The organism is Bacteroides caccae (assembly GCF_002222615.2).
Taxonomy (GTDB): Bacteria; Bacteroidota; Bacteroidia; order Bacteroidales; family Bacteroidaceae; genus Bacteroides; species Bacteroides caccae.
Window position 1 is genome coordinate 2,455,983 of sequence record NZ_CP022412.2, and the last position, 26,939, is coordinate 2,482,921.

General features: G+C 45.8%; 18 protein-coding genes and 1 pseudogene. 5 read left to right on the forward strand and 14 right to left on the reverse strand.

The window, feature by feature from the left end:
- Nucleotides 1-16: 16 nt before the first annotated feature.
- Nucleotides 17-1,783 carry an NADH-dependent [FeFe] hydrogenase, group A6 gene (locus tag CGC64_RS09630; RefSeq protein ID WP_005680505.1) on the reverse strand — a complete coding sequence of 589 codons (1,767 nt, stop codon included), beginning with the start codon at nt 1,781-1,783 and terminating at the stop codon, nt 17-19.
- Nucleotides 1,784-1,794: 11 nt separating this feature from the next.
- On the reverse strand, nt 1,795-3,702 hold the full coding sequence (locus tag CGC64_RS09635) for an NADH-quinone oxidoreductase subunit NuoF (RefSeq protein ID WP_005677693.1): 1,908 nt from the start codon (nt 3,700-3,702) through the stop codon (nt 1,795-1,797).
- A 163-nt stretch (nt 3,703-3,865) separates the two neighbouring features.
- Between CGC64_RS09635 and CGC64_RS09640 the strand changes: the two genes are divergently transcribed.
- Together CGC64_RS09640 and CGC64_RS19125 are read left to right on the forward strand one after the other, a co-directional pair.
- On the forward strand, nt 3,866-4,168 hold the full coding sequence (locus tag CGC64_RS09640) for a hypothetical protein (protein WP_005677694.1): 303 nt from the start codon (nt 3,866-3,868) through the stop codon (nt 4,166-4,168).
- Nucleotides 4,123-4,386 (forward strand): annotated as a pseudogene (locus CGC64_RS19125) (hypothetical protein); the annotation flags it as partial. The gene CGC64_RS09640 and the pseudogene CGC64_RS19125, both read left to right, overlap by 46 nt.
- 125 nt (nt 4,387-4,511) lie before the next feature.
- Here CGC64_RS19125 and CGC64_RS09650 read toward each other — a convergent pair.
- From CGC64_RS09650 to CGC64_RS09665, 4 genes are all read right to left on the reverse strand, one after another.
- Complete coding sequence (locus CGC64_RS09650) at nt 4,512-4,988, reverse strand: copper resistance protein NlpE (protein ID WP_005677696.1); 477 nt, start codon at nt 4,986-4,988, stop codon at nt 4,512-4,514.
- Between the two features lie 59 nt (nt 4,989-5,047).
- Nucleotides 5,048-6,337, reverse strand: a complete 1,290-nt coding sequence (locus CGC64_RS09655) for a hemolysin family protein (protein WP_005677697.1) — start codon at nt 6,335-6,337, stop codon at nt 5,048-5,050.
- 188 nt (nt 6,338-6,525) lie between these two features.
- Complete coding sequence (locus CGC64_RS09660; RefSeq protein WP_005677698.1) at nt 6,526-7,308, reverse strand: M48 family metallopeptidase; 783 nt, start codon at nt 7,306-7,308, stop codon at nt 6,526-6,528.
- A 30-nt stretch (nt 7,309-7,338) separates the two neighbouring features.
- Complete coding sequence (locus tag CGC64_RS09665) at nt 7,339-9,717, reverse strand: TonB-dependent receptor (RefSeq protein WP_005677699.1); 2,379 nt, start codon at nt 9,715-9,717, stop codon at nt 7,339-7,341.
- A 114-nt stretch (nt 9,718-9,831) separates the two neighbouring features.
- On the opposite strand from CGC64_RS09665, the gene CGC64_RS09670 reads away from it, so the two are divergent.
- Together CGC64_RS09670 and CGC64_RS09675 are read left to right on the forward strand one after the other, a co-directional pair.
- The gene (locus CGC64_RS09670; RefSeq protein ID WP_022042940.1) at nt 9,832-10,269 is read left to right on the forward strand and encodes a putative signal transducing protein; all 438 of its coding nucleotides are present in this window, start codon (nt 9,832-9,834) and stop codon (nt 10,267-10,269) included.
- Nucleotides 10,270-10,292: 23 nt separating this feature from the next.
- Nucleotides 10,293-11,111, forward strand: coding sequence for an alpha/beta hydrolase (locus tag CGC64_RS09675; protein WP_005677702.1), 819 nt, complete (start codon nt 10,293-10,295; stop codon nt 11,109-11,111).
- Nucleotides 11,112-11,484: 373 nt separating this feature from the next.
- Here the strand turns inward: CGC64_RS09675 and CGC64_RS09680 are convergent, their stop codons facing one another.
- Entirely contained in the window at nt 11,485-12,894 is a 1,410-nt protein-coding gene (locus CGC64_RS09680; RefSeq protein ID WP_005677704.1) for a S41 family peptidase, read from the reverse strand.
- A gap of 156 nt (nt 12,895-13,050) precedes the next feature.
- Between CGC64_RS09680 and mnmA the strand changes: the two genes are divergently transcribed.
- On the forward strand, nt 13,051-14,115 hold the full coding sequence (gene mnmA / locus CGC64_RS09685; RefSeq protein ID WP_005677706.1) for a tRNA 2-thiouridine(34) synthase MnmA: 1,065 nt from the start codon (nt 13,051-13,053) through the stop codon (nt 14,113-14,115).
- 41 nt (nt 14,116-14,156) lie between these two features.
- Here mnmA and CGC64_RS09690 read toward each other — a convergent pair whose 3' ends face one another.
- The 7 genes from CGC64_RS09690 to CGC64_RS09720 all read right to left on the reverse strand — a co-directional run bounded on the left by CGC64_RS09690 (nt 14,157) and on the right by CGC64_RS09720 (nt 26,858).
- Entirely contained in the window at nt 14,157-14,816 is a 660-nt protein-coding gene (locus tag CGC64_RS09690; protein WP_005677708.1) for a response regulator transcription factor, read from the reverse strand.
- 90 nt (nt 14,817-14,906) lie between these two features.
- The gene (locus CGC64_RS09695; protein ID WP_005677710.1) at nt 14,907-15,497 is read right to left on the reverse strand and encodes a DUF4251 domain-containing protein; all 591 of its coding nucleotides are present in this window, start codon (nt 15,495-15,497) and stop codon (nt 14,907-14,909) included.
- A 67-nt stretch (nt 15,498-15,564) separates the two neighbouring features.
- Nucleotides 15,565-16,992 carry a Na+/H+ antiporter NhaC family protein gene (locus CGC64_RS09700; protein WP_005677711.1) on the reverse strand — a complete coding sequence of 476 codons (1,428 nt, stop codon included), beginning with the start codon at nt 16,990-16,992 and terminating at the stop codon, nt 15,565-15,567.
- A 154-nt stretch (nt 16,993-17,146) separates the two neighbouring features.
- Entirely contained in the window at nt 17,147-17,581 is a 435-nt protein-coding gene (locus CGC64_RS09705; protein ID WP_005677712.1) for a hypothetical protein, read from the reverse strand.
- Between the two features lie 49 nt (nt 17,582-17,630).
- On the reverse strand, nt 17,631-18,806 hold the full coding sequence (locus CGC64_RS09710; protein ID WP_005680513.1) for an MFS transporter: 1,176 nt from the start codon (nt 18,804-18,806) through the stop codon (nt 17,631-17,633).
- A gap of 25 nt (nt 18,807-18,831) precedes the next feature.
- On the reverse strand, nt 18,832-21,189 hold the full coding sequence (gene pbpC / locus CGC64_RS09715) for a penicillin-binding protein 1C (protein ID WP_032855202.1): 2,358 nt from the start codon (nt 21,187-21,189) through the stop codon (nt 18,832-18,834).
- 32 nt (nt 21,190-21,221) lie between these two features.
- Nucleotides 21,222-26,858 (reverse strand): alpha-2-macroglobulin family protein, encoded by a 5,637-nt coding sequence (locus tag CGC64_RS09720; protein ID WP_005677716.1) that lies wholly within the window; start codon nt 26,856-26,858, stop codon nt 21,222-21,224.
- Nucleotides 26,859-26,939 lie beyond the last annotated feature (81 nt).

Genomic DNA, 26,939 nt, shown 5'->3' on the forward strand with positions numbered 1-26,939 from the left:
TACTTTTCGTTTACAGTTAATCAATCGATTTGTTGAAATAATGGGTATGCAATAATGTTTCTGATTTCTCACCCAGCGGTTTGCCGAGATACTCTTCATACAAGGTCTTGATGTATGGGTTCTCGTGCGATTTACGCAGTGGCTTGTTGGCGTCTTCGCGGTAGAGTGCGTTGGCGCGTGCATACAATACTTCCGAATTGCCGTGATGTAATGGCTGTCCGCCGCCTCCGATGCAACCTCCGGGGCAAGCCATAATTTCGATTACATGATATTCATTATGCCCGTTTCGTATGTCCTCCAGTAGATGACGGGCGTTGCCTAGTCCGTGTGCGATGCCTATTTTAAGTTCAAATCCGTTGAGATTGATAGTAGCACGACGTACTCCACTCAATCCGCGTACTTGCTCGAAATTTACGTTTTTCAGAGATTCTCCGGTATATATTTCGTAAACGGAGCGGAGGGCAGCTTCCATAACACCGCCCGTAGTGCCGAAGATAACGCCGGCACCAGTGGATTCTCCCATGGGGTTGTCGAACGGGCTATCCAACACCAGCGGGAAACCTATATTAGCCCGTTTGATAAGTCGGGCGAGCTCGCGGGTGGAGATAGAGTAGTCCACATCGGGGATTCCATTTACCTTAAACTCGTCGCGGGCACATTCATATTTCTTTGCCAGGCAGGGCATGATAGAAACCACTACCAGCTTTTCTTTGGGGATTCCCATTTTCTTTGCCCAGTATGATTTGGCGATAGAACCGAACATCTGCTGCGGGGAACGGGCCGTAGATGGGATGTCCAACAAATCTGGAAAGTGATGTTCGAAGAAGTTTACCCATGCCGGACAACAGGAAGTCAGAATGGGTAGCCGGACGGATTTGTCTCCGTTGAGATAGCACGTCAGTCGGTTCAGAATTTCGGAGCCTTCTTCCATAATGGTGAGGTCGGCAGCGAAATCAGTATCGAACACATAGTCAAATCCCAATTCGCGCAGGGCATAGACCATTTTCCCGGTGACCACTGTGCCGGGAGGGAAACCGAATTCTTCTCCCAGAGCAGCACGCACGGCGGGAGCCGTTTGTACAATCACCACTTTGTCCGGATTGGCCAGATCGTCGAGAAGGCGGTTGGTATAATCGCGTTCGGTCAATGCGCCTACCGGGCAGACGGCGACACATTGTCCGCAATAGGTACATTCGCTTTCCGTCATCATTCTGTCGAAAGCGGGGGCTATTGTCGTGTTAAATCCGCGGCGAATAGCGCTGAGTGCACCGACCGTCTGTACGTCGTTACAGACACTTTCGCAACGACGGCAGAAAATACATTTATCCATATTGCGGACAATAGAAGCGGTGATTTCCCGTTTGCGAGGAGAAAGTTCACCGCCATTGAAAGGCATTTCACGGATGTTGAAGCGTAACGCCAGTGTCTGAAGCTCGCAGTTGCCGCATTTGGGACAAGTGAGACAATCGTTGGGATGGTCGGAGAGAATAAGCTCGGCTACCACTTTGCGGGCGTTCATCACACGCAGTGTGCTGGTTTTCACTACCATGCCTTCCGTGCAGCGGGTGGCACAAGCGGGAGCCAGATTACGGCGGCCTATGACTTCGACCACACAGATGCGGCAGGAAGCGGGATTATTTTTTATACAGGTTCCTTTCAGGTCGATGTGACACAGCGTAGGTATGTTGATACCGATTTTAGTAGCGGCTTCAAGAATGGTACTTCCTTCGGGGACGGTGATAAAATGGCCGTCTATCTGGAGGGTTATTTGTTTATCTTCCATAGCAATAGATTTTAGCAAACTAGAATAGCTTTGAATTTGCAGCGTGCCATGCACATACCACACTTGATACATTTGTCCGGGTTGATGACGTGCGGTTTGCGTACTAAACCACTGATTGCATCCGCCGGACAGTTCTTGGCACATAAGTGGCAGCCGATGCAATGTTCCGGATTGATCGTGTAGGTCAGCAGAGATTTGCATTGTTTGGCACGGCAGGTCTTGTCTCTGACGTGTTCCAGATATTCATCATAGAAGTTGTCCAGTGTCGACAAAACCGGGTTGGGGGAGGTTTGTCCTAACCCGCAGAGGGCAGTATCTTTTATCACCTGTCCCAGTGTGGCAAGGGTATCCAGGTCTTTTTCCGTACCTCGTCCTTCTGTTATTTTGTTTAGCAGTTCCAGTAATCGTTTGTTGCCGATACGGCAGGGAGTACATTTACCGCAGGATTCTTCTACAGTGAAGTCCAGATAGAAGCGGGAGACGGACACCATGCAGTCGTCTTCGTCCATGACAATCATTCCTCCGGAACCCATCATGGAACCGGCGGCCAGCAGGTTATCGAAATCAATCGGGGTATCCAGATGTTTTTCCGTCAGGCAGCCACCCGATGGACCTCCCGTCTGTACAGCTTTGAATTTCTTTCCCCCTTTGATACCTCCGCCGATTTCATAGATAACTTCTCGGAGTGTAGTTCCCATAGGTACTTCGATCAGGCCGACATTGTTAATCTTTCCTGCGAGGGCGAACACTTTGGTTCCTTTGGAACGTTCTGTTCCGATTGCGGCAAACCACTCGGCACCTTTGGTCAGAATAATGGGAATGTTGGCAAGCGTTTCTACATTATTTACGTTGGTGGGTTTACCCAGATAACCGGATTCGGCGGGGAAGGGCGGTTTTAAAGTCGGTTCGCCTCGTTTCCCTTCCATAGAGTGAATCAGGGCGGTTTCTTCACCGCAGACAAATGCGCCTGCCCCATAACGTATTTCTATATCGAAGCTGAATTCTGTTCCTAAAATATGATCTCCCAACAAACCGTACTGGCGTGCCTGGTTGATAGCTATTCTCAGCCGGTTGATAGCCAACGGGTATTCGGCGCGGATGTAAACTAAGCCTTTGGAAGAACTGATAGAGTAACCGCAGACGCACATCGCTTCTACGATAGAGTGCGGGTCTCCTTCCATAATAGAACGGTCCATGAATGCGCCGGGGTCTCCTTCATCGGCATTACAGACAACGTATTTAATGTCCGATTTCTGTTTGTGGGCAAACTCCCATTTCAGTCCTGTCGGGAAACCTCCTCCGCCTCGTCCGCGGAGTCCGGAACGTTTGATGATGTCGATTACATCTAGTGGTTGTTTGTTGAGAAGACAATCGGCTAATGCGAAATAACCTTTGCGGGCGATGTATTCTTCGATATTTTCGGGATCGATAAAACCGCAGTTGCGCAAGGCGATACGGAGTTGCTTCCGGTAGAAGTCCATGTGTTTGGAGTCGCTGACGGTATGTTCCGTTTTAGGGTCTACATAGAGCAGTCTTTTGATTCTCCGTCCTCCGATGATATGCTCGTTGATGATTTCTTCCGCATCTTCGGGAGTGACTTGGGTGTAAAAAGTATTGTCGGGAATGATTTTCACGATAGGACCTTTCTCGCAAAAGCCGAAACAACCTACGGTGATGACTTCCACTTTACCGGTTATTCCGTTCTTTTCGATAGCTTTCAGAAGATTGTCCGTAATACCTTGACTGGAAGATGCTTTACAACCTGTACCTCCGCAGATAAGTATCTGAAGATGCTGTGCACCGGAGGATAGTCCGTAGCATTTTTCGGAAACTTTCTCATTGCTTTCTTCGCGCAATAATAAGTTGTGTTCCGCTTTCTTCCTGATTGTAGCCAAATCATGGATAGATAGAATTTTCATAAGTATTAGAATTGTTAGTCGGTTTTTTGCAAATATAAGTCTTTGTTTGGAATAAAAGCGTGGATTGAGGCAAATAAAAAGTGGACTTTTCCGATGTGGTTAGGTAAATAAATCTCTATCTTCGTATTTAATAGGTAGTAAACCTAAAAAAGATATTTAAAGTATGAGACAATTTTTACTGGGACTCTATTTTTTATGCTTTCTGAATGTTGCGTCGGGACAGGAAATCCCGTTGCCGGAGAATATGCCGCAAGAACATCCGCGTGTGCTGACTACGCCGGAGGGAAAGCGGGAAACATGGAATCTGATTAAAACCGAAGCGTGGGCGGAAGATGTATTCAATAAACTGAAGGAGCGGACGGAAGCATATACCCGGTTGACGGACGTTCAACCGACGTGGTTGTTATCCCGTCTGGCTATGTTTATTTCCGTGAACCGGAAAGTCGGGCGGATTAGACTCGTATGATGAGTATTGTAACAACAGGCCCCGATACAGGATATTATGCCGATGTCTTCCGCAGCCGGAAAGAACGGGGAGGGGATAAAATGCATGATTACTTCTATCATAACCTCGGACAGTCAATGACATTAACCGCAGTCGACGGCACGGATCTGAATTTGCAACCAACAGAAGAACTGGCTTTTGCGGGAGCGGATCTTTATGCTTACTCTTATTTGTATGATAACGTGAATTCTAAGGCTTGCATAAGTCTTAGAGTTCACGTTAATATTACAAGGAAAAGAAATGCTCTGCAAAGAACGTTCAGTTCTCGCAGAGCATTTTTACTGGTTAGGGTTAGGTTCTTTTATTATTGTTTCACCTTGATGATGTCATAGTTCAGATCGCTGACAGCTTCCTGTAAGCTATCGTTTACCAGACGAAGGGTGGTGTCGTTCACAATTACAAAATACATGGGAGCTTCACCGTTTTTCGGAGTTAACTTCACAGCCGTAACAGGTTTTTTGTTCACTACCTTGTGTACGGTTTGCTGTTTTCCGTTTGAGGTAAACGTCTTGTTTTGGCCCTGACCTTCAGCATCAAGGTAAGTCATATCCAGTGTATACGTAGTATCTACGCCGTCGGTTGCAGCGTTCAGGGTCAGTACATAGTCAATACCCGGACCGTCGGCAGCAGGAAGAGTACCTTCGTAAACTTCTGTCAGTTCGGTAATCGGAGTCATGGCAATGGCCAGACTGTCTGCTTCTGCCTCTGCGGTTTTGTTGGCTTTTGATTGGCAAGATGCCAAAGCAGCTACGACGGCTGCTAACATAATTACTTTTTTCATCGTTAAGTGCTTTAAGTTAATATAAATATAGTGAGCTATCGCTCGTTTTTATCATAAATCTATTCCTCCTCGTCCCGTTTGATGACCAGCAGTTTGTCTACTCGTCCGCGGTCCATGTCCACTACTTCGAATTGCAGATTCTTGTAAGTGAAGATGTCTCCGGCTTTCGGGATACGGCCTATCAAGAACATTGCCAGTCCGCCTAGCGTGGTGAAGTCTTCCGATTCCAGGTCTTCATAGGATAAGATTCCCATTTCCTCCATGAAGTCGTCGATGTTCATTGAAGCTTCCACCAACATCGAACCGTCCTGCCTTGTGACGATTTCTTCTTCTTCCGTTTCGTCCTCTTCGAGGATGTCTCCAAAGATACTTTCGGTCAGGTCGTGCAGTGTGATAATACCTTCTGTGCTACCATACTCGTTAACAACAACTCCGAACTTGTTTTTGTTCTTCTTAAATAGCTCTAAAACTTTATTTGCATACAAACTTTCCGGAATAAAGAGAGGCGGACGGGCTATTTCACGCAGGTTGAACTCCTTCTGATTGCCCATTGTCAGGATAATATCTTTGACGGACACCACACCGATTATCTCATCTTTCCGTTCGTCCACCAACAGATACTTGCTGTAATGTTCTTCTTCGATAGTCTTCATCACCTTCTCCCGCGTGTCGTCAGGATGAAGTATCACAACATCTCTGCGGTGCGTCATCAATTCATTGGCACGTTTGTCCGAGAAGCGGAATACATCGCGTATCATTTCCGTCTCTTCCTTGTCGATCACCCCTTGTTCCGAACTTTGGTGCAGAATCATTTTGATTTCCTCCTGTGTCATGGGGCGTTCTTCGCTTTTCAGTCCGATCAGTTTATTCAGCAGGCGGGTGGAGATACTGAGTAACCATACGAAAGGATAAGAGATTTTTGTCAGCAGAATCATTATCGGGCTGAATAAGATTGCATATCTTTCCGGATTGCTGAGAGCTATGGACTTAGGTACCAGTTCCCCGATGATAAGAGAAAGATAAGTGATCACTGCCACGGTAGTAATCATAGCCAGATTGCGCGCATAGGCTTCCGCTCCCGGAATAAGAGAGAACAGAGGAACAAGGTCGTCGGCAATGGCAACTCCACCATAAGCACCGGACACAATACCGATAAGTGTAATACCGATTTGGATAGTAGATAAAAACTTTTCCGGTTCTTCTAATTGCTTTAATACTCCTCGGGCAGATTTGTTACCTTTGGCTACAAGAGTTTCAAGACGTGCTTTGCTGGAAGATACCAGCGCGATTTCGTACATGGCAAAAATGCCATTCAGTACGAGTAAGAAAAGTATAATAAGAAATTCCATAAATGGATTAAAATGGTTATAGCCTCGAAATTACATGAAATCACGACACTATGCAAATCTATGTAATATATTAATGAAAATTTAATAATCGTGTTGTCTTTTTGGATATTGGAAGTGAGAAAGGGAATACAGAGGCGAAGCCGCCTCTGTATTCCCTTTCTTATATAAGATAAAGCGAGAGATACTCCTTATTTTTTATAGCTGTCTGCTTTGGCTTTGGCGCGTTCGATGCGTTTGGCGGTATCCGGGTGAGAGGAGAACATTCTCTGTACATAAGAAGATTTCGGAGCGTCTTTTGCCAGTTCAGCCAGTTTGGTCAATGCATTGGCCATGGCATAAGGGTCGATGTTGTTTTTTACACAGAACTCAACACCGTATTCGTCTGCTTCGTTTTCTTGCTTTTGTGAATACTGTGCGCCGGCAAGAGCTTCTGCCATTGCTCCCAGTTCAGAGTCAGTCAGTTTGGCAACTTTGTTGCTGGCTGCACCTGCTGCATTCTTCACTGCCGAGCGAAGATAGGCATTTTTCATCGCGTCTTTAGAGTCAGTGTGTACAACGTGACCGATTTCATGTCCTACTACTGCCATTACTTCTTCGTCAGTCATCACATCCATTAGTCCGGCGCAGATACGTACACTGCCGTCTCCACAGGCAAAAGCATTCACGTCTACAACTTCATAAACGCCGAAGTTCAGTTTCAGCCCGTCCATTTCTTTGATGTGGCCGGTCAGCTTCTCCAGACGTTTGCCGTATTCAGTGTCAGGTTTTGTCAGTGGATTGTGTGCATCCATCCAGACCATGTATTCCTTACTCATGTTGGCGATGTCCGCGTCTGATAAAGTAACTGCCGATACTACGTCTTTTCCAGCTTGCAGGGCTTTCCCTACATTAAACTTCTTTCCGAATTGTGCCGAAGCTGTCATTCCCATACCCAAAAACAACAGGGCAATCATAGCAATTTGTCTTTTCATTCTCGTTTCAATTAATGTTTCAAACTATGGTTAATATTCAAATGTGATTCCCAGTGTCGGAAGTAATGTTCCGCTTGATTGTTTAATGCGCTTCATCCTGTATCGTTGCGCAGCGGCGGGAGCTTCCGGGTTCTCGATGATGCCGGTACTCATAAGCACATCCTGCTGTTTCAGCTTGCTGACTGTGATGTTCTGCAAATCGAGATAAAATCCCAGCATACAATGTTTCAGATAAAACGTTTTGTCCACGCGTACATCCACCTGCGCAAAAGCGGGGAGACGCTCTTTGTTATATTTCGAGTAATCGTAATATGCTTTTCCCTGTGCATCCCATGCTGATACCAAAGACGACTTGGTTTCGTCATAAGGAGTGTACGGAGCACCGCCGATGCAGCTTACCTTCATACCGAAACTCCATTGATGCGGAAGATTATACGTTCCCCGCAGATTGAATATATAGCGGTTGTCCCACGCGGAGGCGATGTATTCGCTTTCTTTATCGTTGCGATATTCACTCTTGAACAAGGTAAAGGAAGAAGCCAGATTCAGTTTCTTGGCAATAAGCCACTTCACCAAAATCTCCGCACCGTAGGAGCGCCCTTGTGCAGTGGAAGTAAGTAACTCATTACCGACTACTCCATAATCATTTCCTTTGCAGTTAAGAGGAATCCCGTCCGCTACGGAAAGAGGGATCTTATCATAATCTTTGTAGAATCCTTCTACGGATGCTTCGAAGGTATCTCCCTTTCGCCAACTGATTCCCAGACTTCCTTCACTCACTTTCATGTAACGGAGGTTGTATTTATTAGCGAAAGTCCCGTTATTATTCTTAAAACCGAGAGCCGTGTAGGCAGGGAGTTGATAATACAGTCCCGCATTTCCGCTTGCAAACCAATGATCGGCTAGTTGATAGGAGAGTGACAGGCGGGGAGAAAGCTGGTCGGAAAGGTTCTTCATTGTCGATGAATAATCACTGGCGTCGGCCCGCAGACCTAGAGAGGCAGTGAAGCGGTCGTCCATTGAAGTGTAATTGATCGTTCCGAAAAGTCCCCAGCGCAAGATACCTAAATACGTGTGATAATCAAAAGTTTGCGGCTGGTTAGTGTACACCCGTTGAAAGGTAGTGTTGGTATATTGGCTGTAATCCAGATTGACGCCGAGATTGATTTTCCAATTACGGAAAGTAGTGCTGTTCTCGAGACGGAGTTTCGTTTCCTGTTCGGTGGAACGGAGGCGGAGCATTAAGTTATCCGGATGGCTTTCATCGTTCCGGCGATATTTCGTATTACGGTTGTTCAGATAGCTATGGCTGACTACTGCCGATTGCACGTGTGCACCTGCATAATGACGATAGACTGCCCCCACAGTAAATGTCTCCTGTTTTATCTTAGGCAGATAACTCAGGATATATTCATTGTCTTCACTGTCAGCTTTCGTATTCAGCCGCATATTATCAATTCCGCCCAGTCCTAATACCGTCAGTTCATTCTGCTCGTTAAACCGGGTTTTCAGTTTGAATTGTGCATCGGTAAAGGTTGGCAGGAAAGGCAAATCGAGCATATCAAACAGGAATTGCAGATAAGACTGGCGCACGGAAACCAAGTAGGAAGTCTTCTTGCCTATATGTCCGTTGGAAGCCAAAGAAACTTCGGAAGCTCCCAGTGTAGCCTTCAATGAATTGCGTTCCATATCTCCGTCGCGCAACTTGAAGTCGAGTACGGAACTAAGTGCATTTCCCTTATCCGCTGGGAAAGCGCCGGTATAGAAATTTACTTCCCGTATCAGGTCGGCGTTGAGGATTCCTACCGGACCGCCGGATGCGCCTTGCGTACTGAAGTGGTTGATGTTGGGGATTTCCACTCCGTCAAGATAGAAGCGGTTTTCGGAAGGCGCCCCGCCTCGCACAATCAGGTCGTTGCGGTATCCTATTGGTGAAAAGGCGACTCCGGGGTAAGATTGCACGATGCGTGAAATATCCCGGTTGGCTCCCGGACTCTTTTCTATTTCCTGTATTCCGATAATGCGCAGGCTGACGGGACTTTCCACATCGCGCCGGAAAGGGGAGGCGGTGATTGTCACTCCTTCGAGTTCGGTCAGGTTCTCCTCCATTTCTATCGGGATGTTCAGGTTTTTGGTAGATAAGATGTATTCGGAGGTCGTAACGCTCTTGTATCCGATTGCCGATGCTTGCAGGCGGTAAATGCCCGGCGGCACTTGTTCAATGGTGAAACGCCCTTCAGCATTGGTGACACTGCCCTTATTCAGCCCAATAATCATCACATTGATAAATTCCAATGGCTGACGACTATTCTTGTCAATCACCGTTCCCTTTATCTGATGCATAGGTTGTGCTTGCAACAGAAGGAGCATAGTATTGAAAAACAGTAGAAGTGTCAACAATCTTTTCATGCGGTTGCAGTTTAGTGCTGCGAAAGTACGAAAAAAGTATTAAAGAATGATATATTCAGTGAATAAAAAAAGAATATGTTCTATATTTGTGGGAAATATAAAAACAGATTCCTTATGAAGACTGTAAAACTGATTACTTGCAATGACGCGATGAAGGCACATATCCTTCAGGGAGCGTTGGAGAACGAAGGGATTGAATCTATTCTGCACAATGAAAACTTCTCTACCTTATATAAGAGTTGTGTGAGCAGCATAGCGGGAGTGGACATTCTGGTGGCGGATGATGATTATGAGAAAGCCGTTCAGGTGTTGAGAGATAACCAGAGTTGGCCGGAAGAATTGACGCTTTGCCCTTATTGCGGGTCGTCGGATATTAAGTTCAGGTTAAAAAAAGGACAGAGGCTGCGTGCTGTCGGTGCGGCAATACTTTCCATGTTGGCGGCAGCCCCTCCGGGAGATAATCATTGGGAATATACCTGCGGACAGTGCCAACGGACTTTTGAGGTGCCTGTTGCCAAGTTCCCTTCTTCAGAGGAAAAGGAGGAAGAATAATTTAATCTAACTATATACGTATAATGAAAAAGAGAAATCTTCTGTTAGCTGCTTTATTATTGATATTGGTGGCCCCCTCTTTTGCTGCCAAAGTAGATACTTTATTAGTTAATAGCCCTTCCATGAATAAGGATGTACAGGTGGTGGTCGTTACGCCGGACGCTGCGTTGGGCAAGAAAGCGGTGGCTTGTCCCGTCATTTATCTGTTGCACGGTTATGGTGGAAATGCTAAAACATGGATCGGGGTGAAACCAGATCTTCCGCAGATTGCGGATGAAAAAGGAATCATCTTTGTTTGTCCGGACGGAAAGAATAGCTGGTACTGGGACAGTCCGAAAGATCCGTCTTACCGTTACGAAACTTTTGTTTCATCGGAACTGGTGAAGTATATTGACGGACATTATAAGACGATTGCTGACAGGAAAGGACGTGCCATAACAGGATTGAGCATGGGAGGACATGGGGCTATGTGGAACGCTATCCGTCATAAAGATACGTTTGGTGCCGGTGGAAGTACCAGTGGCGGGGTAGATATCCGTCCGTTCCCGTTGAACTGGGATATGTCGAAACAGTTGGGCGAATTTGCATACAATAAAAAGGTATGGGATGAACATACGGTTATCAATCAGATTGACAAGATAGAAAACGGGGATTTGGCTATCATTATCGACTGTGGTGAAGCGGATTTCTTTCTGAATGTGAACAAGGATTTGCATAACCGTCTGTTGGCCCGGAAGATTAACCATGACTTTATCACTCGTCCCGGCGGACATAACGGGAAGTATTGGAATAACTCCATTGACTATCAGATTCTGTTCTTTGATAAGTTTTTCAAGAAATAAAAGGGCTAATGCTTGACTTTAGCTTTTGGATGTCGTATCTTTGGATACATAATCATAAAATAGATTGAGGTTAAACTACGATAAAAGGAGAAAGCATTGGCTTTCTCCTTTTTTTATTGTATGCCGGATGTGTGAGAACTTGACCCCGGCTCATAACGGGCGTAAGCTCGGGGATGAAAGCACTTTAGCTGACGGACTACGACAAATTACACGCTCTGTCAGGTTGGAACAGACGCTCTGTTTACCGGAAACAGACGCTCTGTTAAGTAGATTTAGAGCGTGCGTTTTGAAAAAGCGGAGTAATGCCGCTTTCTCTGTTAATGATGCATAAATCTGCTCTTGACAAAAGAATGCCGAAATTGTAGTCTGGCTATTATTTGATTCTTAATCCGCTTCCTCCTATGAACAACCGGCTCGAAGGACTATTCACACTTTTCTCTATCTTGATTCGTGTGCTTGGAGTTTCTTCTTCCTCTTCTTTAGGCGGATAAGTTCCGTTCAATACTCCGAGGGCAACACTCAACAAAGTTTCCTTTTCATCACCGAAAGGCAGGAAAGTTAAGTAATCTGTTGAAGCATTGACTGAGTATGTCGGTTTGAATCCGGGGTAAGTATCATGCTCGGAGTCATAGATAGTAGCTACAACCGGATTGACGGACCATTGGAATTCTTCGTTGATGAATTGTTCCGTGGCTACATTTTGTCCTTTTGTTGAACTGCCGATAGCTATTAATTTTTGAATCTTTCCGTTCAGGCAGTGCATTAGCATTTCCGGTGCTCCTGCTGTTTCTCCGCCAATCAGGACGATAAGGGTTGTTAAGTCCAGGTTCTTGCCGCCGGAGGTATTTAAAAGTTTGGAGTCAAATGTCAGGGTCACATCTTTATCCGTGTTCTTGTCATTATATTCCAGAAATCCCATTGTCTGGTCAAGATAATAAGAAGACACAAGCATCGTACTCAACAACTGTACGCAATCAATGCTTCCTCCTTTGTTGTATCGCAGGTCGAGTATTACCTCGTGAATATTCTTCTGAGCAAGCTCATCCGACCATTCGCGTAATTCGGCGTTGTATTTTTCCGGACTCTCTTTGGTGCCTGCCGTAAAACTGTTGTACATCAGATAGCCGACTTCACTTCCATCGGTCAGTGTCAGTGTTTTCTTACAGTGAACCGGATTGTCTACCAATGGTACGGCTGCACCAATCTTTACCGGATCACCTACCGGAACAACCCGGTAAATTTCTTCTTCTTCACCTTCTACCGGTGGCTCTGTGGGCGGAACTAATTGATATTTTCCTAAAGTAACTTCCAAGGGTTCCGTACCTTGCAGTAGTTGGCTTTCATATTTCTTGCTGATATAGGAGGTGTCTACTTTCACAATCCAGTCGCCCCGTTTCAGTACGGCCGCGGCCGGAGAACCGGGAATGACATAAGTAATCAGTGCGTTGTAAGCAGTGTCAATGTCCGGGTTGCGAACCAATGAATAGTCGAATCCATAGCTTGGCAGCGGAGTCTCCATGACAGAATCGACGAACGAATAACTGTCGTTCTTCGACTTTACTTTTGACAAGAACTGGGCAGGTTCCAGAAACAGATTCGCATCATCGTAGGAAGGTAGGTCTTGATACCACAGATAGTTCTGTTGCATGATATCGTACATCCATGTGTCCAATGCAGTCATGTGGGCATACTCCGGCCAGCGGTCGACACCGCAGGAGAAAAAGCCGCTGATAGATACGATAACCAGGGCAGGTATAAGGATTATCTTTCTTAATTTTGTCATTATAAAAAGCTTTTCACTGTGCAAATGTAGGAAATACTTTGCTTATCTACCACATTTATGGTATAAAAATGCCTTCAATGTGTGATTGGTTGTTAGCGGATATGGCCTTATCTTTGCCATATCAAAGTTATCAATAGGTATTAATAGGATTTTTGGATGGATATAGCTGCATTATTATCGGGAGGTGTCGACAGTTCGGTGGTCGTACATCTCCTTTGTGAGCAAGGATACAAGCCGACTCTTTTTTATATTAAGATCGGCATGGACGGGGCGGAATATATGGATTGTTCGGCAGAGGAAGATATTGAATTGTCTACCGCTACTGCCCGTAAATACGGTCTGTCTTTGGAGGTGGTGGATTTACATCGCGAGTATTGGGACAATGTGGCGGCCTATGCCATTGATAAGATTAAGAAGGGGCTGACACCCAATCCGGATGTGATGTGCAACAAACTTATTAAGTTTGGCTGCTTTGAACAGCGTATCGGAAAAGACTTTGATTATACGGCTACCGGACATTACGCCACTACCTTGCAACGTAACGGTAAGACGTGGCTCGGGACAGCGAAAGATCCTGTAAAGGACCAGACGGACTTCCTTGCACAAATAGATTATCTGCAAGTTTCCAAGCTGATGTTTCCCATTGGCGGACTGATGAAGCATGAAGTGCGTGAGATAGCGTTGAATGCAGACTTACCGAGTGCCCGGAGAAAAGACAGTCAGGGCATTTGCTTTCTCGGAAAGATAAACTACAATGATTTTGTCCGCCGCTTTTTGGGAGAAAAGGAAGGGATGATTATCGAATTGGAGACTGGTAAGAAACTGGGTACGCATCGGGGGTATTGGTTTCATACGATCGGTCAGCGCAAGGGGCTAGGATTAAGTGGTGGTCCTTGGTTTGTGATAAAGAAAGATATTCAGGAGAATATTATCTATGTGTCCCGTGGTTACGGTGTGAAAACACAATACGGCAATGAACTTCGCATCAACGATTTCCATTTTATTACGGATAATCCGTGGCAGTCAGCAGGAAAGGAGATAGACATCACTTTCAAGATTCGCCATACTCCCGAATTTACGAAAGGGAAACTTGTGCAGGAAGGAGAGAGGCAGTTCCGTATCTTGTCTTCTGAAAAGTTGCAGGGTATTGCCCCCGGACAGTTCGGAGTTGTTTATGATGAGGCTGCGCAGGTTTGCGTGGGGAGTGGGGAAATCGGATGAAGAGCTTCTTGCAGGGATTGACGCCGTGAAGTAGATTATTTTTAGATATAATATTCCGCCAAATCCACAATCCCTGCCCGCATCGCATATTTAGTCGCTTCGTGCACATTATTCACTCCCAGTTTCCGGAAGATATTTTTGCGGTGGCTGTTAATAGTATGGAAGCTTAGATTTTTTTCCGCTGCAATCTCTTTCGTTGTTTTCCCCAGTGCAATTTCTTTCAGGATATTCTTTTCCGTTTGCGTCAGCAAATGGTCTTCTGTCATTGTGCCGGCTACAGGAGAAGCAGCGCCTGAAAGCAGCAGGTTGCTGACATGATTGCAGATATACCGTTGTTTACGGCCGGCACATTGGATAGCAGTCATGATTTCCTCTTTTGAATTATCTTTCATCACTACCCCGAAAGCCATACTGCTGAACAATACCTGACGGAGAAAATTAATACTTAACTCATCCGAGAACAGAATCCAGTCGACCTCTTTGAATCTTTCCTGCAAGACAATCAGCTCATCCGCCCCGGCAAAATCGAATAGCGTATAATCCAGCACTACCACCGCTTGCGGATACAACCGGAGCTGCTGAATCAGTTCTGCCTTGTTGTCAGCTTCTAAGAGGGTGGCAACATCTTTCTGTTTGCTTAGCAGAAACATCATCCCCGCTTTACTGATGTCCTGATTGTCTGCGATGATATATTCTCTCATAGGAAATTAATGAATTAAAAAAACTCCGCTACAAATGTACGCATTTTGCGCGATTTGTAGCGGAGTTGTTCCAAGATTCTTGTATCCCGATTACCAGGAACGTCCTTTGAAGATGTTGGACTGGTCGAGCGGAATGATATTTCCGTTCAGTGTCAGGTTATTGTTGCTGAAGTTAGGGCTGATTGTAACTGAAGCGTTGTTGTCTCCGTTGCTCATGGTGATAAATACTTGAGCGGAGATACCGATACCTTGAACGCTGAATGAGCAGTTCACATTACCTTTCTTGTCGACATTCATCTTCATGTCCGAAGAATTACCGTCTACTGTGACACCACCGATTCCGTTAGGGCCGGGATAAGGAGTGTTGAAAGCAGTCTGTACTGTGGCTCTATTGCCGTTCATCAGAACGAAGTTAGTGTTTGAAGTAACAAAAGCGCTCATGCCATTGCGGAATATTACCTGATTGGCTTCCAGAACGAACTGTTTATTCTTCAAAGCCTGTACGGCTTGTTGATAAGCTGCCATGTCCTGCACCTGTTCTTCGGCACGGAGTTTAGCTCTTTCCGCATCTCTTTGAGTTTTTCTTTCTGCGCGGCGTGCTGCTGCGTTACTTTCCTGTGCATACATCATCGTGCTTGCACTTACTAATACTAATGCTAATAATGCAATAAACTTTTTCATAACTTTTTTTTGTTTAGGTTTAATACGTTGTCCGTTTATTGCAAAAACAAAGTCTGTGCCAGATTGTTCACGAGCGTCGCGCAATTTTATATCCGATCGCTGCGACGGCAATACTCATTAAAGGGCTGATAATGTTGAAAAAACAATAGGGAAGATATACCAATGTGGGGACGCTTAGTATTGTAGCCTGCGTCATCCCGCAGGTATTCCAGGGGATCAGCACGGATGTAACGGTTACTGAATCCTCGGTCGTCCGGCTCAGCAAACAACTTTCGTAACCTTTTTTAGCATAAATGTCGCGGAACATATTTCCGGTCAGAATGATACTGATGTATTGGTCGGCAGTTGCCAGATTGAGGAACAACCCGGAACAAACCGTAGCTCCCACCACGCTGACTGTTTTCTTCATAAAACGGACAAAGATAGAAGTGATACTTCCCAACATACCGCTGGCTGTCATCGCTCCGCCAAAGCACATGGCACATAAGATCAGCCAAATCGTATTCATCATGCCGGACATGCCACGTGTAGCGATTAAATCTGTCAAAACGGCATTATCTGTATGCAGACTTGTACTTCCGTAGAAGGTCATCATCAGTCCTTTGAACAGCGAATCGAAGCCGGAGGCAGCCATTCCCGAAATCTCCTGTAATAAATCCGGTTGAAATATCAGGGCAAAGATGCCTGCCAGCAATGTTGACAGGAACAGCGTAATGATAGAAGGTACCTTACGTGCAATCAATATTCCCGTGGCGACCGGAACAATCAGAAGCCATGGTGTGATATGGAACTTCTCATTCAGTGCGGCGGCCACCTCCGTGATATGTTGCGTATTGTTGGCATCATGTGAGAATCCCGCTACGGTGAAAATAATCAGGGTAATGACAAGAGAAGGAATCGTGGTTATCATCATGTAGCGGATATGGCGGAAGAGGGGAGTGTCTGTGACGGAGGCTGCCAATATGGTAGTTTCCGACAATGGAGATACCTTGTCGCCAAAATAGGCACCGGAGATAATCGCTCCTGCAATCCAACCTTCTTCAAATCCCTGCGCCTTACCGATCCCCATTAATGCGATACCGATAGTGGCAATTGTAGTCCACGAACTTCCGGTCATGACTGAAATCAGTACGCAGATAATGCAGGTGGATGCAAGGAAGAAACTTGGGTGGATAATCTGCATTCCATAATAAATCAGCGTAGGCACTACACCGCTAATCATCCAGATACCGCTGAGCGCACCAATAATCAGCAGGATAATGATAGCAGTTGTCACTCCGGCTACGTTGTTTGTAATAGCCAGCTCGTAGTCTTTCCATGGAATTTTGTAGAATGCCATGCCGATAAGGATACAGACTGCGGTGGTAGTAAGCAGTGACACTTGGCTGCCGCCACTCAGTGCGTCGCTGCCGAAAGTATGGATAGTAGCGAATAATAATAGAACAAGTACAATAATCGGTATCAGTGATACGAGTGGGGAAGGAGCTTTTTTCATGCTAAATTCTCTAATCCTTTTTTTGTTGTTTAGCTGATATTTATTTTTGGCTGCAAAGATACAACAAAAAGGTGGAAATCTTTTGCATTATGGGAGCGGGCAATAAAAATTATTATAAGTTTATATTTTCTTGGAATATAGAAAGAGCTAACCTTTAGTTGAGCATGGTTTTACGTTTCAGCCACCAATAGCGGATGAAAAGTATTCCTGTCAGAATCAGCGCAATGGACAATCCGGTGTAGAAGACAGAGATAAAACTTTCGGGTAGCAAATGGAAGCTTCGGATCGTAATTCCGAGAGAAATCATGAATATCATGATTATCCAGCTTTTTACATCGAAGAAAGAGAAAGGACAGTTGCGGGTTTCTTTCTTCTGTTCAATCCGGCGGGTATGCTTGTAGTAGAGTCTTTTAAAAATCAGTACGAAGAATAACAGGAAAACGATAGTGGCTTCCCCTATCTTAAACATCCAGTCGTGTGAGTTGTTCATCCAGGTGACGATTCCTATCCGCAGGATGTTTCCGCCCGCAATAATCCAGACGGTGCCGGCTATGATTAGTAAGATTTGTCTGTTAACTCCGTACTTCATAGTTTACTGATTTTTTGTATTAAACGGTTTTACCATCCATTTTGTTGACTCACTTCTTAAAGAAAATCGTAATTAATAGAGAAATACCGGTTAAAAGGACTCCGATACCGATAACGCCGTGCCAGCCATACAGTTGCCAGAAACTTCCGGCAAGGAATGTTCCCATGGAGCCACCGATGAAGTAGGTAGTCATGAAAATTGTATTGATACGGTTCGAAGCGCGGGGATTCAGTTCGAAGATACTCGTCTGGTTACTGAGTTGGATGCATTGCATCCCTATATCAATCATGATAATGCCGGCGATGATTCCGGCGTAAGTGTTTTCTCCGACGAAGAACAATAACCAGGACAAAAGAATCAATCCGCAGCCGATGAAGTTGAAGCGGCGAACGCCTACCCGTTTTACATATCTTCCCACAAAAGAAGCTGTTAATGCTCCGGCTACTCCGCAAAGTCCCAGCATACCAATCACGTCGCTATTGGCGAAGAATGGAGCTTGTCCCATTTTGAAAGCGAGGCAGGACCACATGGCGAGGAGCGAACCGAAGTTCAGGGCGGCCCGGATAGAGTAGATGCGTAGTTGCGGAAACTCTTTCACCAAAGCCAGCAGGGATTTCATCAGGTCGCTGTACTTTCCCCGGAAGTTGGTCTGAATGTTGGGAAGAACTTTCAGTACGACAACCGCACAGACAAACATCATACCTGCGGCAATATAATACATCTCCCGCCACCCGAACAGTTCACCGACGAATCCGCTGACGACGCGTGAAGCCAAGATGCCGGTCAGTAATCCCGATAAAACGATTCCTACATTTCTGCCTTTATGCTCCGGACGTGAAAACTGGGCGGCCATGGGAATGAATATCTGTGGAATCATAGAACAGGCCCCCGTAAGGAATGAGGCAACAAGTATCACATGGATATTATGCGCCAGGGCAATCGTCAATAGTGAGAATATAAGGACGAGGAAGTTGGCAAGGATAATCTTCTTGCGTTGGTATAAATCACCCAAGGGAGTGATAAACAATAGTCCGGCCGCATAACCTATCTGCGTGACCATGGCAATCAGGTTAGTTCGGAACTCTGATATGCCAAGTTCATGGCGTATCATATTTAGCAGAGGTTGGACGTAATAGATATTGGCTACCGAAATACCCGCCACAATAGCAAGTGTCCAGAGGATAGACGCCGGTAGTCCTCCGTTTTCTTTTAATGGCTGTTTCATGCCGCAAAGATAATAAATAAGCTGTTTATTCGACGAAGAAAGTAGTAGAAACTGTATTGCCCTCATCGTCTACTGCTGTCAGTGAATGTTTACCGGGAGTAGGTTGCAGGGAAATCTTGTGGAAGTCCTGCGTTTGCGTCTGATAAGTTTCATCGAGGTGCCAGAAGATCGTTGCGTCAGGATTGCTATGAGCCAGTTCCACCGTTATAAAACCTTTACTGCCATCCATTTGTCGGGGCAGTTTGATACGGGCGTTCATCGGAGGATAAATAAATTGCATTGCTTGGAAGGTGTCTTCCCCACAGCCGGGTTTGAAAGGCGGAAGCGACTTGTATTCCGGGTGATGTTGTTTGTAATACCATTCCCATACGGGTGGCAGGACAAACCAGGATTTCTGAATAGTAGGCTCTGTATTTGCACAGTTTTCATAAATACGCCGGCTTTCATCGGCGGATAGTGTGACAAGGTGATGATAAGGGCAAGCTTCTGTCCGCAGTCCGGCGGGCAGAACTAGCAATGTATCTATATCTTCACAAAATCTTCCTTTCAAGTGGCCGGACTGGTGGCATACTTCTGCATCAATGAAAACTCCTGTCGGGCGTTCGAACCATGACGATGAAGGGAGATAATTGAATATGTCGAATAACACGGGACCTGCTGTTTGTGCGCCGACTAATCCGGGCTTTCCCTCTCCGGTTGCATTTCCTACCCATACGCCGACTGCATAACGTGGAGTTACACCCACTGCCCAGGCGTCACGGAATCCATAGCTTGTTCCGGTTTTCCATGCAACCGGCTGCATGGAAGGGATAGCTTTCCAGTCAATTTCTTCGGGGCGGTTGACTTCTTTCAAAGCGTTGAATGTCTGCCACACGGCACCTTTATCCCAGATACTTTTATGCTGTACGGCCCTGTTTTTAGTATCTTCTTCTACTATCATTCTCGCTTCCGCTTCTTTGGAGGAAACGGGAGTTTCTGAATCCGAATGTCCGGTGACAAGGCTTCGCCCCATTTGCGCATAGGCGTTCGTCACGTCCCATAACGTAGCTTCCGCTCCTCCTAAAATCAATGATAACCCATAATGGGAGGATGGGCGACTGATCGTTTTGAATCCTATTTGTTGCAGGAAGTTGTGGAACTTGGGTACTCCGTATCTTTGCAGCATGGTCACTGCCGGGATATTCAATGAGCGTGCTAATGCTTCTGAAGCGGGTACGGCTCCTTCATATTGCATACTGAAGTTCTGTGGAGTATACCCGTTGATGTTGACAGGCACATCCGGCAATAGCATATCGGGCAACATACTTCCTTCCTGCAACATGGCATAATATAAGAAAGGTTTCAATATACTGCCAGTGCTTCTGGGAGCCTGGATCACATCTACCTGATTTCCTCCTTGTTTCCGGTCGAAATGTACATTCCCGCAGTAAGCCACTACTTGACTGGAAGGAATGTCAATCACAAGAATAGCCAGGTTGCGAATATCACTCCGATTGAATTCATTGCTCCAGCGTTCGGCCAAATCCTCTATATGAGTCTGCATTCCTTTGTCGATAGTCGTGCGGGAATACCGGCCGTTTCTTTCCTGATAGAATCGGCTGACCAGATGCGGCGCTATTTGAGGTAAGGGATGAGGTTCGTCAGGCAGCGGTTCGCTGACAGCCAGTTCATAGGTCGATGAGTCGATAATCTCTTTATCAAGAAGTTGTTTCAGGAGACGGTTTCGTTTGGCAAGTAGTGTTTTTCGTCCTTTCGACAAATGAATGATGGCGGGGGCATTGGGCAGGACGGCGAGCATGGCGGATTCTGCCCATGATAAATCCTCGGTGGAGTGACCGAAATAACGCCAGGATGCTGCATCCAATCCTACTACATTTCCTCCGAAAGGTGCGTGTGATACATACATCGACAGGATTTCTTCTTTTGAAGCACGAAACTCCAACCGGGTGGCAAGAATCATTTCAATCACTTTCTCTCCGAAAGTTCGTGACTCATGGCGGGCCAGGCGGATCGTCTGCATTGTGAGGGTACTGCCTCCGCTGACGATACGTTTGTTTTTTAGATTCTGATAAGTAGCTCTCCCTATGGATAACGGGTCTACTCCCCAATGATAATAGAAATTCTTGTCTTCGAAAGTAATGAGGCATTGCCTGATTTTCTCGGGTGTCGTCTTTCGTGGAGGAAATCTCCATTGACCGTCGGAAGCGATACGTGCTCCTAATAACTCTCCATTTCTGTCTGTCACAACGGTAGAGTAGGGAACATGAAACAGTTGCCGGGGAAGACAAAAGATATATCCTATCACTAAAAGAGTAATAATGCCGAGCAATACTCTTTTAATGACGGATAAATGTTTGAAGAAATTCAATATCTTGTCTCCCATGAACCGAGTTTGTTCCATGCACAGAATCTACATTAGCGGCTGACTGTGGTTCTTCCCGCTTTGCTTCGTGCCTGTACATTGACGTCATACATCGCTTCACACTGAACAGCCGGAAGGATAAAGTTACCCGCATAGGTAGCTTGCAGCCTGATTGTAAATATCTTCGTTTCGCCCCGGCGCAGATTGAAATAAGTCAATACACGATCGTCGCGGATATCCTGATAAGTATATTGGCCGCTCACATTACCGGACGAGTCGGTTGTCTCTTGTGGCTCTGCTTCGGGAACCGTCATTCTCTCGTTATACACTTCCCAGCCGGACGGGATGATGTGAGTCAATGCCAAGTTGGTGTAATCGGTGGTCCCGCTTGTGTTGGATATCGAAGCAATAGCCGTGAAGTCCGTTCCCTGCCGGATATCGTTGACAGACATCGGTTTACCATCCATACTTGCATACCTGATATCCATACGAAGATTGTCGGAAATAGCCGGCAACGTATCATTCAACAACTGTGTACGTGTAATAAGGTCTACGCTTAGTGCTCCCTTGCCTTGATTCTTTACGGCAACCGTTCCTGATTTGGGAGAAGTGGAAATCTCTTTCTCGAAGACGGCTTTGGCCGATTTTACGGCAGGCTGTTGTTTGCCGTTCCATGTCCAGGTGAAGTCTAACGAGCCGGACAACTTCTCCGCCAGACGTCCCATTGCCATAAGGGCGAAAGCGGTGGACTGTGTACTGAACCAGTTCTCTTGTGACAGATTCTTTGAAACGACTTTCGCTTGCTGTAAAGCATCCCGTTCCCGGTTCATCAGAAGTAATGTTTCCAAGATCATCGCTTCATCCCGGTCGGACGAACCGTAAATCTGATTCATGGAAGAGTAGGGGATGACTGTTGTCTCTGCATTGTACACTAGTTCTTCGGCAGGCTTCATCTTGCCCGTCAGTGCGTAGGCAGCTGCCAGTCTCCATTTAGCTTGGATAGATAATCCCGGTTGTTCTTTCATCCGGTTCATGGCGCCATATTCTGGTGCACCGGCCAGAGCCAGGGTATAGAGGCGGAAAGCCTGTTGCAGTTCTGACTGCCATTGTTGCCAGTTGTTTGCCTCTTGAGGCATACGCCAATTTTGTGCGGCAGCACGTTGGAAGCGTTTCCACTTGTTCAATACATTTGCATGGACGGCATAGCCTTTCTCCTGCGCCAGTGTTAAGAACATTCCTGTGTAAGAACTGATCCATTCGTCAGCAACGGCATTTCCCGGCCAGTAGACAAATCCTCCGTTGGGGAGTTGGCGGGCGTAAATCTGACGGATCGCTTCTTGTACATTTGCTTTTATCTTCTCTGCCTCCCGGGTATCTATTGTTTTGAATTGAGCGATAAACAGGAGTGGCAGTGCTTTTGAAGTCAACTGTTCCGTGCAGTGGTGTTGATAGTTATATAAGAAGTCGAACCGACGGCTGATGTCTACTGATGGAATGCGCGATACTTCCAGTTTTATCTGGTTGTTTGCAGACAAACTTCCTAACTGATAGGATAATTCTTTGTTCTGTCCCGTTTCTATCCATTCGCTGCTGCGTAATGTAACTATCGGATTCGGATTCCGTACTTCTATTTCAATGGTTTCTTTGGTTTGTTGTCCGCCACCGCTTGCCGTCAGTTTGATGGTTGCCTTTCCGGTTTTGTTGCCGGTCTTTAAAGTAAAGAACACAAGTTGGTCGCCGGGCCGGTTGAAGGTGAGCGACTGTTGATGGGAACCTTCTATCTGAACTCCACCACCGGACGCCTGAAGCGATACGGTCACATTCTTCACTTGTTTTTCCATAGCGAAGACATTGACCGGAACAGTGATTTCTTCCTGAATACTAAGTACGCGCGGCAAAGTGGAGAGTAACATTAATGGTGTCCGTACAAATGCAGTCTTTTCTGCATTCCCGTAAGCTCCGTCCTGTCCTGCCACTACCATGGCACGTACCGAACCCACATACATCGGAAGTTTCAATGTATGCGTCTGCTGCCTGCCCTTTTCCAAATAGAATGGCCCTATAAACTTCACTACGGGTTTGAACCGGTTCGCTTTTGCGTCGGCCGGTTTGAGCGTTGCATCTCCACCAACGCTGAAAAGTGAACTGTAAGCTCCGGCAGAAGCTCCCAATACATTGTCGTACATATCCCAAGTGCGGATACCGAGTGCCTCGCGTGAATAGAATTCATTCCAGGGATCAGGTGTCTTGAAATTGGTTAGATCCAATAATCCGTCATCAACAATAGCTAATGTGTAAGTCATCGGCTTCCCACTTTTTTCGCTGACTGTGACGTTGAAGTCTGTCTCCGGTCGCAATACTTCCGGCATCTGTATCTGAGGTTGCAGAACAGTCTGGCGGTTGGTGACAAATACCGGAGCAATGCCATACATACGGATCGGTAAATCATTTATTGTCTGTGCATGAGGTTGTAGCAGACTGATATGCAGATATACGTTCGGAGCCATTTCCGGAGTAATCTCAAATGTATATTTCGTGTCTCCCTCGTTGGTTACCTCTATCCATTCCCGGTGTAATACGGACGAACCGTTTTCTATGGATACCAACGCACGCCCTCCGGCAGCCGCAGGAATAATTGCCGTAGCTGTTTCTCCTATCTCGTAAGATTCTTTATCCAGCGAGAAAGTAAGCATCTTGATACCGCTGGGATCGGTCTTGTTCGAACGTCCCCGTGATTCCGGCCAGTCTACATAGATGGTTCCTCCGGTGGCGTGGCCACTATCTTTGTCTTTTACATATACGAGATAGCGTCCCCAAGACGGATAATCGACACGGAATTTAAATGTTGTTTTTCCTCCGCTGGTCTGCAATTTACCACTGGCTACGGGGGTAATGGAACTATTGTTGATGTAAGTGCCGAAAGACTCGTCGCTGTTTTCCCACCACCAGCTCCAACTGATGCGGTATATCTTATATTCCAGGTTGGAACGGTTCACCGGCTGTCCTTGCGAATTAACGGTCACGACATCAAAGACGTGGTCTTTATCCGTTTCGATATATTTTCCTTTCGGTTGATTCAGATTGATTCCTACGTAAGATACAAATGGGGAGAACGGAATGCTTTGTGTATAGATGCTGGCGTCTCCTCCCGGTTCGAATACCCGGGTGGTGAAGGTCGCATTCAGCATACCCGGTGCATTTGTTGCTGCCGGAACTTTCAACGTGACTCCTGCTTTTCCTTCCGCATTAAGTATGCCATCGAACACATCCGTTTTAATGGTTGTGAAATCCGTAGCAGGATCGTTGAATATATATTGTCCGTAGTTCTTGAATTGCGTGTTTACTTTGGACAAAGACATTTCCACTTTAGCTTTCAATTTGGAGGCAGTGGCTCCCGTCAGCCACGCAGAAGCGAGCGGAACAGTGACATTTTTGTCTGTTGATTGAAGAATCTTCGGTAGCGTCAGATTGATTTTCAGTCGGTTGGGCTTTATCGTTTCAATACGCAGGCCTTTGTGGAAAGTAGTTCCTCCTACCTTTATATATGCATTCCAAAGACCGGTCGGGTCACCGGCTTGCGTAGGAACATCAAACGTGTAGAATCCGTTCATACCTTGTGTGGAAATCATTTTGGTATAGAACTGCCCTTTCGGATTATAGATTTCGAGTGCTACGGGATGTTTGTCCGGTATCCTCTTTTCCCGGTCTTCCAATATGAAGGAGATGTGTAGTGTATCTCCCGGTCGCCATACACCTCTTTCACCATAGATGAATCCTTTCAGTCCTTTCTGAATCTCTTTTCCTCCTACATCGAACCGGCTGACAGACTGTTCTTCACCGTCTACTACGCGAACATAAGCCTTTTGTTTCTCCGCTTCTGCCACAACGATGAAGGGTGTTCCTTTTGAGCTGATTTCAACAAAACCCTCTCCATTCGTTTCCCCTTTTCCTATGGGTTGCAATTGGAAGTTGTAAACCGTTACCTGTGCTTTTCCTACCGGATTTGTATCCAATATGTTACTTACGGCAATCCATAGTTTATTCAGAGAATTACGTTTCACGATCATTCCCCGATTAGAGGCAAAAACGTTGCAGGCGGCAGCCCGATCCGAATTCATATAATAGGAAGGGTGACAGGGATTATCCCGTTCTTTCCATCGGTATACACTCCAGTCCATTGTTCCGCCGTTATAGTAATAATAGGCTTCGGGCGTATCCCAAACCGCTTCATCCGCTTCGGACAAGGCACTTCCGCTTACTTTCATCAAACCGTCCGGCGTATTATTGTCAGCGAACTTAATCTCCTGATTGTCGACTCCGCCGCATGGATAAGCAGAGTATTCCTGGCGGAAAGAGAGTATCACCCGGTAAATGGCTCCCGGTTCCTGACGAATCAATCCGGCAAGGTCTATCGAATAGTTTTCCCAGTTATGAATATCTTTTGAGGTATCTTTGCCCAGCCATAATGTTTTCTTGTATACCAACCGTCCCGAACGGCGTAATTCATTAGCAGAAGCTAGCGAATTGGTTTGCATAAACATCAGCACATTATTTTCAAAGATACGAATCACGCTTAAGTCCACAGCATACAGGTTTACAGCCCGGAATGGGATAATCAGGCTTTTTGAATCGGGCAGGATAGCGGCGGTTGTCAACATCTCTACCTGCGGTTTCAGATTTATTTCGCTGAATGAGATCGAATGTGAAGTTCCCAACGTTTTGCCCTGACTACTTTTTACTCCTTCATGGATGTTGAGCGTCAATTTGCTTAGCTGGTTTGCTTCGAAGTAGATGAATACCCTGTTTTCTTTGATCTGGAAAACGGAAGAAGAAAGCTCCGGAATCTCAATCAACCCTTTCAGGTCCTGTGTATCGGATAAAGGGGCGGAGAACACAACCTCAATTCCATTTTCCGGTTCGTCGATGCGTGTGGCGGACAGAAAGCGGAAACTATCTTTCGCTGGAATCAGAACCTCTTCACTTTGAGTTTGATCGATACGTGCGGGACTGCCATTGGCGGTGATGGTCAGTTGGTAATCCTCCGTATCTCTTGGAACCTGGTTGATACAGAATTGGTATCGGGTAAGATTATCTGTTGGTATAATTTCTACCGGATAGCTTTTGTTATTCCCGTCCTTGACGGTCAATATCTTTTCCACCTCTTCCTTTTTTACGATGTCGCTGAAACATATTTCCCCCTTGATATTTATTTCATCCGGTTGGGCATCTGTGATAGGTAGTGGTTCTATGGAAAGTGTGAAATTGCGTTCCTGTACCCGGAAGGAGAAGTTGAACTCCTTTAATTTCTTGTCCACTTCGACGAATTTGCCAAGTTGGAACGTACACTCATAAAGTGATCCCGGCTTCAGTGTACCTTCTTCGGGTACAAATTCAATGGTATTATTACTCACCCAATATGCCTTCCCTTTCAGTGAAGGTGAAAAACTAAACGGATTTTCCTTTAACTCATTATTTAAGTCTACCATTGGTTGCTCGTGTGTCAGTTCAATACGTATGGTAGAGTTCTGTGAAATAACTCCTCCCGTATAGGCATTTATATACGGAGCATATTCGGCAGAAGGAATGATGTCTTTTTGCGTGCGTGTGCATGATGAAAAACTCACGATCATCAAAAGTAGAAAGAATAGTCCGGTAGCACTACTGCTACATTTAGTTTTCATTTGTCCCATAGCGAAGAGGTTTTATAATTCAACAAACAAATATACTGTTTTTATGATAGATTCTTCTCAATTCTACTTATTTTTGTGAAC